The sequence below is a fragment of the Geodermatophilus sp. DSM 45219 genome (assembly GCF_900104025.1).
GTDB lineage: Bacteria > Actinomycetota > Actinomycetes > Mycobacteriales > Geodermatophilaceae > Geodermatophilus.
This window is the reverse complement of sequence record NZ_FNIQ01000001.1, coordinates 169,636-183,971: the sequence shown is the minus strand read 5'-3', so window position 1 is coordinate 183,971 and position 14,336 is coordinate 169,636. Positions and strand designations below refer to the sequence as shown.

Annotated in this window: 8 protein-coding genes; 4 read left to right on the top strand and 4 right to left on the bottom strand. The window is 68.7% G+C overall.

Translation table 11 applies throughout. The features are described 5' to 3' along the window. The first annotated feature begins 85 nt into the window (after window positions 1–85). On the top strand, window positions 86–2,038 hold the full coding sequence (locus tag BLR12_RS24955; RefSeq protein WP_255363220.1) for a GmrSD restriction endonuclease domain-containing protein: 1,953 nt from the start codon (window positions 86–88) through the stop codon (window positions 2,036–2,038). 53 nt (window positions 2,039–2,091) lie between these two features. After that, window positions 2,092–2,568 carry a hypothetical protein gene (locus tag BLR12_RS00895; protein ID WP_143018660.1) on the top strand — a complete coding sequence of 159 codons (477 nt, stop codon included), beginning with the start codon at window positions 2,092–2,094 and terminating at the stop codon, window positions 2,566–2,568. 98 nt (window positions 2,569–2,666) lie between these two features. Here BLR12_RS00895 and BLR12_RS00890 read toward each other — a convergent pair whose 3' ends face one another. Together BLR12_RS00890 and BLR12_RS24200 are read right to left on the bottom strand one after the other, a co-directional pair. After that, on the bottom strand, window positions 2,667–2,999 hold the full coding sequence (locus BLR12_RS00890; protein WP_091372223.1) for a histone-like nucleoid-structuring protein Lsr2: 333 nt from the start codon (window positions 2,997–2,999) through the stop codon (window positions 2,667–2,669). Between the two features lie 50 nt (window positions 3,000–3,049). After that, window positions 3,050–3,343, bottom strand: coding sequence for a hypothetical protein (locus BLR12_RS24200; protein WP_176832292.1), 294 nt, complete (start codon window positions 3,341–3,343; stop codon window positions 3,050–3,052). Between the two features lie 427 nt (window positions 3,344–3,770). Here BLR12_RS24200 and BLR12_RS00880 point away from each other — a divergent pair, with 427 nt between their 5' ends. Further along, entirely contained in the window at window positions 3,771–4,325 is a 555-nt protein-coding gene (locus BLR12_RS00880) for a hypothetical protein (RefSeq protein WP_091372219.1), read from the top strand. 471 nt (window positions 4,326–4,796) lie between these two features. Here the strand turns inward: BLR12_RS00880 and BLR12_RS23830 are convergent, their stop codons facing one another. Continuing rightward, window positions 4,797–5,534 carry a hypothetical protein gene (locus BLR12_RS23830; RefSeq protein WP_143018659.1) on the bottom strand — a complete coding sequence of 246 codons (738 nt, stop codon included), beginning with the start codon at window positions 5,532–5,534 and terminating at the stop codon, window positions 4,797–4,799. A gap of 54 nt (window positions 5,535–5,588) precedes the next feature. Next, window positions 5,589–9,761, bottom strand: coding sequence for a DNRLRE domain-containing protein (locus BLR12_RS00870; protein ID WP_143018658.1), 4,173 nt, complete (start codon window positions 9,759–9,761; stop codon window positions 5,589–5,591). An 801-nt stretch (window positions 9,762–10,562) separates the two neighbouring features. Here BLR12_RS00870 and mobF point away from each other — a divergent pair. Continuing rightward, a complete protein-coding gene (gene mobF / locus BLR12_RS00865; RefSeq protein ID WP_091372212.1) occupies window positions 10,563–14,201 on the top strand; it encodes a MobF family relaxase in 3,639 nt (1,212 codons plus the stop codon). Window positions 14,202–14,336: the final 135 nt, after the last annotated feature.

Sequence of the window (14,336 nt, the reverse complement as noted above, 5' to 3'; positions counted from 1 at the left end):
TCGGTCACACTTCCATGGCCTGGCTGGGAATCTCTGGACCGAACGGGGCGGGCCGCCCAGCCATGGGTGAACGGGGCGTACCTAAGTGTTCGAGCCGGCTGTTGCCGCGATCTTTGCGCACCACGAGAGCAAGACCGGCGACACCCTCATGCGCCAGACCGCCGAACGGGCGCAGCAGCTGGGATACCGGCTCATCCCGCCCGGCGGCAGCGGTCAGGCCAAATACCTCCGGCTGGTCCTCGACGCGCAGCCGCCCGGCATCCCGGTGACCCTCTACCTCGAGGGCAACCGGCTCATCGCCAACGGCAAACAGGTGCGCCCGTTCGCCGCGTCCCTGCCGGGGGCTGTGGTGACCAACCGGGACGCTCAGTTTCCCCTCGGCAGCGTCGGGAACAAGGTCCTCGACGCGGTCGCCGGCTGGGCCGCAACGGGCGGGCAGGACCCCGCCGAGACCCCCCGTGCTGAGGCCCGGCGGCTCGACATCGTCCCTCCCGACAGCCCCAAAACGTCTGTGAAGGCACAGGCGTCGACGCCAAGGGGAAGACCGCGGCCACCCTGGGAAACGCAGCCGGCGGCCGACCACCTCCCGTCCCCCTCGCCGGCTGGAGCACCCGTGGCCGGCTCGTCGACATGGCGCGCTCCGGCTGCAGCACCGGAGCCATCCCCCCGGCGACGCAAGCTGGTCATCGCCGCGATCGGAGCGGCACTCCTCCTGGTCGTGGTCACGGCCGCAGGAGCGCTCGGCCCCGTGCTCGGCCTGGCCGGGCTCGCCGCCCTGGCCGTGGGTGTCGTCGCCCTCATCCGCGGACGCGCCCGCTGGGCCCGCATCGCCTCGCGCGGTGTCGGCACCGCCGTCGCCGCCGGTGGCCTGGCGCTCATGGTCGTCGGCGGTGCGCTGGCCCCGACGACCACAGTTCCCTCCGCTCAGCAGGGCGCAGCACCGCAGCCGACGCAGGCGGCCGGTCCCTCCACGCCGTCGGAGGCGGCCATCGCCGCCGCCGAGGCGTCCCTCGCCCAGGCCGAGACCAGCGAGCGCCCCAACACCGGCGTCGACCCGGCCACCGGTCTGCTCTCCAACGACGCCGCGCAGGCCGCGGTGGAGTCGGCCGAGCCGACGACCGCCCTGGCCGCCCTCGCCGCGGTCGAGGTCCAAGGCCGGGCGCCGCGGACCGGCTACGACCGCGACCTGTTCGGCGACGGCTGGGTCGACGTCGACCGCAACGGCTGCGACACCCGCAACGACATCCTCGCCCGCGACCTCACCGGCGAGACCTTCAAGCCCGGCACCCGCAACTGCGTCGTGCTCACCGGCACCCTGGCCGACCCCTACTCCGGGCGCAGCATCGCCTTCACCCGTGGCCAGGACACCAGCGACGACGTGCAGATCGACCACGTCGTCGCGCTGTCGGACGCCTGGCAGAAAGGCGCCCAGGGCTGGGACACCGCCAAGCGCACCCGATTCGGCAACGACCCGCTCAACCTGCTTGCCGTCGACGGCCCGCTCAACAGTCAGAAGGGCGACGGGGACGCCGCCACCTGGCTGCCCCCCAACCGCTCTTACCGCTGCCCCTACGTCGCCCGGCAGGTCGCGGTGAAGGCCACCTACGACCTGTGGATGACCCAAGCCGAGAAGAACGCCATCGCCACCGTGCTCGCCAGCTGCCCCAACGAGCCGCTGCCGGCTGGTGTGGTCGTCGACCTGCCCGAGGAGGAGCCCACGCCCTCACCGACGCCGGATCCCGGGCCCGTACTGGTGCCCGTGCCGGTCGATCCGCCGGACCCCGACCCACGGCGGGTGCCTATCCCCGCCCCCGCCCCCGCTCCAGCCCCTGCACCCGCACCGGCACCGGCACCGGCACCGGCACCGGCACCGGCACCGGCACCGGCACCGGAGCCTGCTCCCGTGCCGGAGTCGAGCGTCTACTACGCCAACTGCGACGCCGCCCGCGCCGCCGGGGCCGCCCCACTCCGGATCGGGGAACCCGGATACCGCTCCGCCCTCGACCGCGACAAGGACGGAACCGCCTGTGACGCATGACGTCGCACCAACGACTGCCATGCTCATAGCTACTGGCCCCAGGAAGGACTGAGATGAGCAATAGACCACACCGCGTGGGCCTGGGCGCTGTCTTCGGGCTTCTGCTGATTCTCGGCGTGGTGATCCAGGTCGTGAAGTTGCTCGTCGTCCCCTTGACCATCCTTGCCATCGGCGCCGTCGTGACCGTCCCCATCTACCTGATCACAAAGAACCGCCGAAACGACGCAACGGTGTCGCTTCCCGCGGCGCCGCGCACACCGCCTATCCCTGAGGACGACGGCATCATCTCGCACAACGAGGTGCTGCAGCTGCTCCCTCGCGACATCGCATCGGCGCTCACCGAAGAGCAGCCCGATGAAGCGATGCACGCCGAGTCCCCAGCCAGGGCTGTGACCGACTACGCGGATCGGCCAGCACCCTCCCAGCCACCGAGTCGACCAGCAGGGGCCCCGGCATCGGGACATCGGCACGGCTCCTGCCCAATCCAGCATCGCAGTTTCGAGGCAGCGGTGAGGTGCCGCAACTACTGATTCCGCCCGCGCGTCACGACGGTGACCGCGCAACCCGGACTCAGCATCGCGGCTCCACTGATGCTCTCGTGACGCTCCTACTACTCAGTCATGAGCAGTCAGTTGCCGGCGGCGCGGTACTTCTCGATCACGTCCTTGCTGATGCGTCCACGGGACGAGACAGCTACGCCCTGCGCAGCGGCCCACGCCCGGACTGCAGCAGGGTCCACCTCGGCGAATGTCGGCTTGGAAGCGCGACCACCGCGACGACCCCCGCCAGCCACCTTTCGGGCCGCGATGACGTACTTCGCGAACGTCTCACGCATCTCGCCGGCGTTCTTGTCGGATAGGTCCAGTTCGTAGTCCGTGCCGTCGAGGGCGAACTTTACGGTCGTGTCGGCGGCTTCGCCGGTCAGGTCGTCGATCAGCCGGACCTCGGTTTTGGTAGCCATGCCTGCAAGGGTTCAAGCGGCTTTTCCGCTTGTCAACGTGACAACCGTGATCAATGACTCACTTTAGGTAATTGCGAGGAGTCTGGCACTTCCGAGATCGTGGAGCGGATCCGATCTCGCTCCACGATCTGGGAAGCAGCAGAGCCGCTCAGTCCACCAACTGCGGGCGGCGGCCAGTCCGCGGCTGGCGTCGGCTTCCTGCGCCCGGTGCGGGAGCCGCGAATCTGGCTCCAGTACTCGACGCGCACGTCCTTATCGACGTACACCGGTATCCGCTCACCGTACAGACGGTCCTTGCCGTCAGTCATCGGCCCCGAGACCCAGTATTCCTCGCCGGTGGCCACGTCATAGTGATTGGCCTTGTACCGCCTGTAGGTGGGCGACGCAGCTGCTGATCGCCGTAGTACAGAGTCCGCCGACTCTTGGAGAAGCGCTCCCGCCCGATGCGCGCCAGCCCGGACTGCCCACCGGCCCTGGACTCGATGTACATGATCCCGGACATCATCTCGGCACGTTCCGCTGACCTGCTAGGACGGCCCTGGGTGTGGCTGTGACCTGCGTTTATCGGTGTCGAAGGCGGTGGGCTGACGATGGCTCGTTGTGGCCGTTCTGTGGACAATCTGCGGACTCTGTGCGGACTGGCCCGCCGGGTTATCGCCCCCGAGCAGTAGCCCGGCGGCCCTAGTTGTCGCTCCCCACCCGGTCAGCGAGCCGGCTGCGCCGATCGCCCGTGCCTACTCGTAACGGCTGCTTGACTGGCAACATCCAGCCATGGCTTGTCCGACGTGTCATGGCACGACGAGGACCGAGATCTCACCCGGCTACTGGCGCTGCGACTCGAAGATCACCATCGAGCGAGAGGGACCCGGGTTCCAGCGCCCCGGCTCCGGCCCGCCGGTCCTATACGACACTCGGGTCTGCGGCCAGCGCTACGTCGAGGCGTCAACCACACCGGCGAACCTGGGCCTGTGCCGGTGCAACACAGGGGCGATCGGCTACTGCTCTGAGTGCCAGCGGCCCGTCTGCGGCAGCCACAGCGGTCTCTGGGACGCACAAAGGCTCTGCGACGAGCACTACGAGGTGAAGTTCGAGGCGAAGGTAGCCGCCGACGCCCGAGCCGAGTGGGAGAGGCAGCGGGCGTTCTACGCCCACTGGAACGCCGAGCGGAAAGCCGCAGAAGAGAAGGAGGCGGCTGAAATCGCTGTCGAGACGCAGGCCCGTCGCCAGGTGCGGGAGGTGCTCGACGAGCTGTGCCGCCGGGGCAATCGAGGCTCGACGCGGTACAAGATCTACAAAGCTGGCTCTCGCCACTTGATCGACCACTAGCGACGTCGCGGCTGGATGCTCTTCAAGGAAGGCATGACGGAGTACTGGGTCACGAACCAAGGTGAGTACGTCCAGGGCGGGCGGATGTCCGTTGCGAGCCTGGACATGCTGAAGTGCCTGAGCGAACACCAGGACAAGCTGGGGCCATTCGTTGGCGGTCACACGCCTGAGCTCCGCTGGACCGGAATCCTCAAGACGTTGAAGAGCCATCTGTAGCCGTACCCCGGCTGCGACCAGCGACGCCATCAATTAGCCCAAGGCTTTCACTGCGCATGATACATTGAGTTGCTTCTGCAATACGAAGGTCTCCTGACCTGTAAGGCAGCACTCGTACTAACCCACCGTCGAGCAATCGAACCGTAGAGAAAACCTCAGTGGGTGTTCATCGACCCCTGAACGTCCATCCGCCGCCCCATAGGTTCAGCGCACTAGATCGCGCATCCGCCAGAGCGACCTTAGTGCCATAACAATTCAGCAGTTGACAGTATCGCCATCAAATGCCAAAGAGTCTCCACCTGCGACCGGCCACGTTTCGAGATCGGGATGAGCGAGCAATGCATCCGCCAATCTACTACTGCATCCGACGATCGTTGAGTCAAAGTCAATCTCGCTCGATACGAGCCACTTCTTATCAGTGGGAAATATAAGGTTCGGTGACTCGGCAATGAACCAGTCGGCCGACTCGCTGTGTCCAATATGCATCAATTCCCCCAGCGGCGCCTGCACTAGGTAGAATTTGCGACTAGGAATAAGTTCCACACTCGGCCCCGCGAGAGGGATGCGCTTAATGGCCGAACGACCCTTCGTGACGCTACTTAAGTCCAGAGCTGGAGGTCGACCGAGCCACGCATATCCGTCCCAGTATGCAGCAAGAACCTGACAGTCCGTGTCTACTGATTCAGTTTGCAAAACCTCGATGAGCGCGGCCAATGTGGAGGCTGGCATACCGCCCAGTTGCGGTGGTCCGAGCGTCGTCTCGTGAGCGCTTGACGAGATCGCGTGCCATTGCATCAGTGCGTGTGGGACGGCACCTGAGCGCCGAGCCACCGCCTCCCACGTTTCCAATGCACCTTCGGGCGTCTCCGGCGGATGCAATACCCGTACGTAAGCGTCATAACCGCCGGGGATGATGCTGAAGACCGACCCAAACTCAGCTGACGAATCGGTTAGCGGTACCAGGCCAAGTTCATCTGCATTAGCCGCGCTCACGGATGACCCCATCGACCCCATTGATTCGCCTAACTCTCCGCCCAACATAGCGACCTAGCGTACTCCACAGTGGATCCACGCCGTCGTGCTTTTCACCGATGTTTGCAGACGATCAGGCTTGTAACCGGGCGGGAAGGTGACGACGACCTGACCTCGGATGTAATAGCTGTCCGTTACACATGGCCCATTCGCGAACCATGACGACTGCTTCCGCCCGTACACAGTGCTCGCATCGCCAGCGCGGTAGAAGGAGCCGTTTCCCCTATAGAGACTCGTAGCAGCAAACATCCGCGCCACGGGCTTGGTGCATGTGATCCTGACCTCGGCATTGACCCGAGCGCCGCGGGCATGCGTTGAGGGATGGGGGTTATGCGCCTTGACCGTACAGTTGATGACGTCCGCCGCCGCCGCGACTCCGCTCGATGAAGCAGGAGCGCCCCCAGCGGTGATTGCGTAGCGCGTATACGTTCCAAGGTGGGGATCTGCGATCACTGGGTAGATAACCCCAGGCGCTGTGTGATCAACGACTTGAGTCAGGGTAGTACCGTCCAACTCGTAGTGCGTCGGCACGTCGAAACCATCGGCGCTTTTCGCCCACGGCTGAGCCAAGCCGCCCACGAATGTGCCATCTGCCGCGAACATCACAACCTCCCCGTCCGAGTCGAATCGGACGATGGCGCCCGGCGGCAGGGCGACGGGATACTCATAACGAGTGGGAGCAGCTGCGGATGAAATAACCGTCGCAAGACGAAGACTTCCTCCAATGGCTTGCACGGCAACATCGAAAAGGCCTTGGTCATGCGCATAAACGGCTGTACCTCCGGCGGCTACACGGGCGTCGTCAAGCGACTCCGCGTGTGGCAGGCCGAGGCCGATTTCAACCGTCGCCTCGGTGCCGGTGGCGGAGGGCGTGACGAGGCGAGCGCCTCCTTCGGGCACGATGTTTGTCGTCACGGTCGCGCTGGCGCTGTCGGCCACGAGCTCGCTTCCGCTAATCACGAGGATATCGGTTGCCATCCGAACAGGCGCGGCCTCCGTGACATAGCTTGCCGTGGTGTCCACAGCAGTATTCGTATGCACGTCCTCGCAAGCCAGCAGGTGGGTGCGAGCATCGGCCATGATGCAAGCATCGGATCCGTCGGCGCCATCAACACTGTCCCCCGTCGGACCGCCGTCCAGCCGGTCGTCTCCGGAACCGCCGGTTAGCGCGTCCTGGCCGAGACCTCCGAAGAGTTCATCGCTGTCATCCCCACCCTGCAAATCGTCGTCGCCATCGTGGCCTGCTAGGACGTCGGTGCCAGCATCACCGGTCAGTCCGTCCGCACCCCGACCACCAAGAATGGTGTCCGCGCCGGCACCGCCTGCAAGAATGTCGGCGCCGTCACCGCCGTCGGCGGAGTCGTCTCCGTCACCGGCCGAGACAGTGTCAGCTTCCGCCTCGCCGAGAAGTGTGTCGGCGCCGTCACCGCCCGTGAGTTCGTCAGCGCCAGCTCCACCCCTCAGTTGGTCATCGGCAAGTCCGCCAGTCAGTCGGTCATCGCCACCTTCGCCCTCCAAGACGTCGGAATCGGCATCGCCCAGCAGAAAGTCATGCCCTGAACCACCCCGAAGGCTGTCGGCGCCGAGACCTCCAGCCAAAGTGTCGTTGCCGGCCTCTCCAAGGATGACGTCTGCACCTTCCAGGCCATCAACAATGTCATCGCCATCAAGCGCACAGATGATGTCGTCATCAGCAGTGCCAATAAGTTGATCTGCGTTTGAGGAGCCGGTGATGGTGCAATCACGCGGCCCGCCACTGTCGGCAGTCAAGATGATCTGACCGCCCGGAAAATCTTGGCGGGACCCGTAGTCAGTGGCATACTGGTCACTTGCGGGAAACCCGAGCGTGCTGGCGGTGGCACCCAACGCGTTCCAGTAATCTCGGAATTGACCGTGGAGCGCATGCGCGCCGCTATCAACGGACGAGTATATGGAACCACCGCTGAAGTCGTTGTAGGCACCGCCGGACACAGCGGTTTCGTCGATGATGGGATAGCCGAGGTAGGAGCGCTCCCAACCTAGCTGCGCCCACTTATCACGGATCCACCCTCGAATGGTGTGAGCTCCAGTGGGATCGGACCAGTAGATGGAGCCGCCCTGGAAGTGGTTGAACGCCCCGCCGGTGAGGGCCGTGTCGTCGGTAGTGGGGTAGCCCAGGGTGGAGTTCTCCCAGCCGAGGGAGGCCCACTTGTCCCGGATCGCGCCAGCGACGGTGTGGGCCCCACTCGACGCCGACCAGTAGATGGAGCCGCTCTGGAAGTGGTTGAACGCTCCGCCGGTGAGGGCCGTGTGGTCGGTGGTGGGGTAGCCCAGGGTGGAGTTCTCCCAGCCGAGGGAGGCCCACTTGTCGCGGATGGCGCCGCGGATGGTGTGCACGCCGGAGGCCGGGGAGCCGTAGATGGAGCCGCCCTGGAAGTGGTTGAAGCAGCCGTTGTTCCGCAGTCCGCAGATTTCGTCGGTGGTGGGGAAGCCGAGGTAGGAGTTCTCCCAGCCGAGCGACGCCCACTTGTCCCGGGTGCCGCCCTTGATCAGGTGGGCTCCGGTGGCCGGGGAGAAGTAGATCGATCCGTGCTGGAAGTGGTTAAAGCTGCCGCTGTCCCGCAGCGGGGCCGTGCTGTTGGTGGGCAGGCCGAGGGTGCCGCCGGGGCCGCCGAGGGCGTAGTACTTGTCGCGGACGGCGCCGCAGACGGTGTTGCCGTTGTACTGATCGCAGCTGCCGTCGTAGGTGACGGTCAGCAGCGGCACGTTGCTGCCGGCGTTGCCGGAGGCGAACTTCTTCCACGAGGGGGTGTCGGTCTCGCTGCTGGCGGTGACGGCCAGGGCCATGACGTTGCCGGCGTTGGTGCGGGTGTCGGCGAAGTGGGCGGTCCAGCCGGTGAGGTTGAAGTCGACCCAGCGGGCCGGGCAGGCCGAGCTGTAACCGAAGGCGGCATTGGCGTTGCCGACGAGGTCGGCCACGGCCCAGCCGATCCAGGGCTGGTTGTTCCAGGTGACGGTGTTGGGGTCGAAGTCGCCGGCCTTGCGGATGTCGACCCAGCGGGGGCTGCAGGAGCCGGAGTAGGTCTCGAATAGCGCCAGGTTGGCCGATTGCACCACCCTGTTCTTCACCCCGCCGACGTCGAACCGCAGCAGTCCGCGGGCCCGGGTCGCCCCGCCGTCGTAGGTGCCGCTGCGCAGCTCGGTGGATCCGCCCTGGGGGGTGGTGGCGATGTTGCTCTGCACGAAGGTGTCCCCGAGCGCGCCGAGGGCCTGGGTGGGGTCGATGACGACCGGGTAGACGGTGGCCGGGTCGGTGAGGAACTCGGCCGGCGGGCTGAGCACCAGTGTCGCGTCGTCGGCCGGGTCACTGGGCGCGGCCAGGTCCAGCTCGATCGGTTCGAGGGCGGCCGGCTCGCCGCTGCGCGCGTCGTTGCGCGCGTCCCACATCAGCGGCGCGGCGGCGGTGCCGACCACCGCGCCGGCCCCGTCGAGCACCTGCAGCTGCCCGCCGGCGCCCTCGGCGACGGTGGCGCCTTCGGTAGACAGGTCGAACTCCAACGCGCTCAGCGCTTCGATCACCGCCGGGTCGGTGGGCCGCTCGTTGACGACCAGGTGCTGGGTGAAGCCCTGCCGGGTGGCAGTCAGTACCAGGTCCACGCCGGGCAGCACGTCGGGGTAGGTGGCGGTGTCGCCGGACAGCTCGGGCTCGGGCAGCTCGCCGGGCCACCGCAGGCTGATCGAGGTGCCCTCGCCGTCGCCGAGGACGGCCATCGGCTGCGCGCCGCCGGCGGAGAAGGTGATGTCCCCGGTGACCGCCAGCGGCTGCACCCCCGCCTCGGTCAGCTGGAGCGTGGTGTCCACCTCCACCCACTCGCCACCGACCTGGGTACGCACCGGGCCAGCTGCGCTCTCGATCTGCACCGTGCCGTCTGGCTGGGCGTAGCTGATGGAGGTCTCGGTCGTCTGCGAGGCGATTTCGACCCGCTCACCGGTGGCACCCGCCTCGGTCAGCGCCGCGCCAAGCTCATCGTCGGGCAGCGGGTCCGACAGGTCCGCCAGGGTCCCGACCTCCGGCGGACGGGAGTCGTCACCGAGGTCGCCGAGCCGTGGCGCCTGTTCGTGTGCAGCTTCGCGCGCCTCCTGCTCCGTCGCAGGAGTCTCGGACGGAGCGGCAACCGCCGGCACCGGGGCGGACGTCAGACCGGCCACTACAGCGGCCGCTAGGACCAGGCTGCGCCGGGAACGCACAGGTCGAACCTCACGGCGACGAACGGGGTGCTGAGCGCGCATGTGCAAGACCTCGCAAGGCAACGGCCGGCTGTACTGACACCCGATGGGGACCGGAAGCAGCCTGGCTTGTTAGCTAGGCCACACAGCTGGTGACTACGCCGCGTTATAAGATCGTTACAGCTCTAAGTGCTCATCGGCTGACGTTGCGCTACCACGGGTGAAGGCCAGCAGGTCTTCGGCGACCTCCGGCAGCATGGTTTCGACGTGGAGGTCCTGCTCCACTGGTGCCACCTCGGACAAGACGATGCGCTGCTCGTAGCCCGCCGACCGAGGGCTTAAGCCGCCTTCTGGGAGACCGTGCTCTACAGAGCAAGACCCCCTCTGCGGCTGGCTCGGTTCCGTTGAGCGCGGTACGTCGACCCGTGGGCCGAAGCTTCTGAGCCGGGGAGTGCGCGGCTGCGGTCATGCCCGGCGGGGGCCTGGTCCGAAGCTTGAGCCCTCGTGTGCTCCTGCTTCCGTGGACCTTCGAGGCGCCATCCTTGTGCTGATGCCCGTCAAGCTCTTTCGGAGCCACCAATAGCCATCGCTCATCCAATTTCACAATCGCTCTAGTCGACAACTCGCACCTGTCGACGTCGACAATCGACACTCACTCATTTACTAGAGAACGGTACGCATGCTACCCATAGGGGTAGTCCGGGCCCGCTTCGCGGGGCCCACTGCCGTTTCTGGGGGTGGCGTGTTGGTCATTGTTGGGTGGCGTTGAGAATGCATGGCGGAATGAAGATCTACGCCGGGGCTGCTTCGGCGGCCCGCCACTACGTGGAGGCCGGCCGGGGTCGAGCCGATGACTACTACCTCGCCGAGGGCACCGGTATCGCGCGGCGTTACACCGCCTCCGGCGGGAGGGTGGCTGAGCTCGCCGCGTTGGCCGGCGACGCCTATGAGGCGTGGGTGGCCGGCGTGGACCCCGACACCGAAACAGCCCGCGGGTGGCTGCGCACCGATGACCGCGCCGTGCGGTTCGTCGAGGTGGTGGTCAATGGGCCCAAGTCCTGGTCGCTGGCCGCCGCGCTGCACCCCGACGTCGCCGCGGCCTACGACGCCGCGCAGGACCGGGCCGCCACCCAGATCGTCGGCTGGCTGGCGGAGCACGCCACCACCCGCGTTGGGCCCCGCGGTGGGCAGCTGCAGGTGCCCGTCGAGGTGCTGGAGGCCGTGACGGTGCGGCACTACACCTCCCGCGCTGGGGATCCGCACCGGCACCTGCACCTGCAGGTCAACGCCCGAGTGTTCGCCGCCGGGAGGTGGCGGGGGCTGCACACCGTGGGCGTGCGGGACTCGCTGGGGGCGATCAACGGGATCGGGCACGCCGCGGTGGTCACCAACCCGCAGTTTCGGGCTGCACTGGCCGCGCACGGCTACACCCTGGACGGCACCGGAGAAGTACAGGAGTTGGCCGAGTACGTGGGTGCCTTCAGCGCCCGGGCGGCGCAGATCAGCCGCAACCTGGACCGCTACGAACGAGAATGGACCGCCGCGCACCCTGGCCAGACACCAGGGCCGGTCCTGCGGCAGACCTGGGACAGGCGAGCCTGGGCGGAGGGCCGCCCGGACAAGGTCACCCCGCAACCGGGCGAGGACCTCACCGCCCGCTGGGTGGGCGAGCTGACCGCCTCGGGCTATCGCGACCCCGACGTCCCCGTCGACCTGACGCCAGCCTCGATCGGCGGGCTGGACCGCGACGCTGTCGTCGTCACCGTGTTGTCCCGGCTGGCCGCCGGCCGGTCGGCGTGGAACTTGGGCGACGTCCGCGGGGAGGTCGAGCAGCTGATCGCCGCCGAGGGCATCGTCGTCGACGCAGCGGTCCGGGTGGAGCTGGCCGAGGACCTCACCGCGCGGGCGATGGCGCGGTGTGTGCCACTGCTCGACCGCGACGGAACCGATGTCCCTGAGCACGTCCGGGCGTGGACCTCTCAGTCGGTGCTCGACGTCGAGGCCGACCTGGTCGACCGGCTCGCCGCCCGACGCGCTCATCCTGCGGCCGATCGTCGGCACGAGCCGGAGTTGCCGCTGTCCGCGCTCGCGCGGCTGGACGCCGGTCAGGCGGCGGCGGCCGCCTCGCTGGCCGGTGGCGCGCAGCTGGTCGTGGTGGAGGGTGCGGCTGGGGCGGGCAAGACCACCCTGCTGGCCGCCACCCGCACCCTGCTGGAGGCGCGAGACCGCCGGTTGATGGTGGTGACCCCGACGCTGAAGGCGGCCAAGGTCGCCGCCGCCGAGGTCGGCACCGCCGCGGGGTCGGCGGCGTGGCTGGCCCACCAGCACGGCTGGCGGTGGACTGACGACGGGGCCTGGACCCGGCTGGGCGCCGGCGACGCCGACCCGCTCACCGGCGGCGTCTACGTCGGCCCGGCGCAGAGTGCCCGGCTGCGGCCGAAGGACCTGCTGGTGGTGGACGAGGCCGGGATGCTCGACCAGGACACCGCCCGGGCGCTGCTCACCGTCGCCGACGAGTGCGCGGTGCGGGTGGCGCTGGTCGGCGACCGGCACCAGTTGGCCGCGGTCGGCCGTGGCGGCGTGCTGGACCTGGCCGCCGGGCAGGTCGACCCGGCCGCTCACCTGACCCTGGACGTGGTGCACCGGTTCACCCGCATCGATCAGGCCGGGCATCGGGTGCCCGATGCCGCCTACGCCGAGCTGAGCTTGGCCATGCGCTCCGGTGCCGACCCCGCCGGCGTGTTCGACGCGCTGGTCGCCCGCGGCCAGATCCGGCTGCATCCCGATGCCGCCGCGCTGCAGCAGGCGCTGGCCACGGCTACCGCCGCCCATCACCGCGAGAGCCAGCGGGTGGCGGTGGTGGTCGACACCCGCGAGCAGGCCGCCGAGGCGGGTGCCGCCATCCGCGACTGGCTGGTCGCCGACGGCTGCGTCGACGACGCCCAGGTCGCGGTCACGGGGGCAGGGCAGCGGATCGGCGCCGGCGACCGGATCGCCACCCGCCGCAACGACCGCACCCTTGGCGTGGCCAACCGTGACACCTGGACCGTCGCCGCCGTCCACGACGACGGCCGGCTCACTGTCACCCCCACCGCCGGGGACGTCACCCCAGCCGCCAACGTCACCCCGGCCGGTGTCACCCCGCCCATGCGAGGGCGAGTGTTGCCCGCGGACTACGTCAACTCCCATACGGAGCTGGCCTACGCCAGCACCGCGCACGGGGTGCAGGGCGACACCGTCCAGGCGGCGCATCTCGTGATCGGTGAGCACACCGGGGCCGCCGCTGCCTACGTCGGGATGACCCGCGGCCGGGCCGCCAACACCGCTCACCTGGTCGCCGCCGACCTCGTTGAGGCGCGGCAGCAGTGGATCGCCGCCTTCGGCCGCGACCGGGCCGACCACGGCCCTGCGCACGCCGCGCGACTGGCCGCCGCCGAGGTCGCCTGCTACGCCGCACCCCGCCCGCTCGAGCAGGTCCTCACCGAGCTGCACCAGGCGTGGACAGCCGAGCACGACTGCCAGACCCGGCTGGCCCTGCTGCAGCCAACGCGTGACCGGCTGGCCGAGGTCGTCCCGCTGGCCGCCGGCCACGCCGACCGGATCACAGCCCTCGAGGTCCAGTGCCGGACGGCGGCCCTTATCGCTGAACGGGCCACCCAGCAGGTCGAGGTCAGTGGCCGAGCGGTGACGGCGGAGACCGACCGGGTCCGCGAAGACCTGCTCGGCCGCTGGGACGACGACCGCGACGCAGCCCGCGCCGCGGCCCGGGCCGTGCTCGACGGTCCGGGGCGGCTGTGGCTGCGGCGGGCCGCCGTCACCCACGCCAGCGGACAGCTCGGCGACTGGGCCGACCGATGGCGCCCCTACCTGCCGCAGCTACCCGCCGACCCCGGCCGGCTCGCCCAGTACGCCGACCGGTCCGATGACCGGCCGGCGCTGTGGCGGGCCTTCGACGCCGCCGCCCGCCGCACCGCCGAGGCCGCCCACCCCGAGCACGGGGTCCTGCGCGCGGCCGCCGATGCCACCCGCCACGAGCACGAGCGGGCGCGACGCGCGCTGGCCGACGCCGCCCGCCGGCGCGATGACGAGCTGAGCTCGTTCGGCGCCCTGGGCCGCAACCCGGACCCCGCGGGCAGACTGGCCGACCTCGGCCGCCACATCGCCGCCGACCAGCACGGGCTAGCCGCCGCACGGACGCGCATCACCGAACTGCAGGCCGAACCCGCTCTGGCCGCCCAGCCGGCCGGCCGGCTCGCCACAGAGCGCGACGCCTGGCGCGCCGCCCGAGCCGCCGACCGCCGGCAGTCCCGGTCGAGCCCCCGTCGGCCGGCGCCTGCCGCGGCCTGGATCGGCGGCCCGAGGCCAGGGCACCACGACCTTCCCGCCAGCGGTCGTGAGGTCGGCCCCTCGTTCGGGTGCTGACCGCGCGCAGCATCTCCGGTGAGCGGCCGCAGGATCGGCAGGAGGAACACAGGAGAAGTACCGGAGGACCGGGAGGAGTACCGGAGGACAACGGAAGGAACCTGAAAAACATGGCTGTGAGCTGTCACCAAACGG

Excerpts from the sequence above, each read along its gene's own strand:
- BLR12_RS00895 (WP_143018660.1), top strand. The coding sequence starts at position 2,092 with ATGAGCAATAGACCACACCGCGTGGGCCTGGGCGCTGTCTTCGGGCTT.
- BLR12_RS00890 (WP_091372223.1), bottom strand. The coding sequence starts at position 2,999 with ATGGCTACCAAAACCGAGGTCCGGCTGATCGACGACCTGACCGGCGAA.
- BLR12_RS00880 (WP_091372219.1), top strand. The coding sequence starts at position 3,771 with ATGGCTTGTCCGACGTGTCATGGCACGACGAGGACCGAGATCTCACCC.
- mobF (WP_091372212.1), top strand. The coding sequence starts at position 10,563 with ATGAAGATCTACGCCGGGGCTGCTTCGGCGGCCCGCCACTACGTGGAG.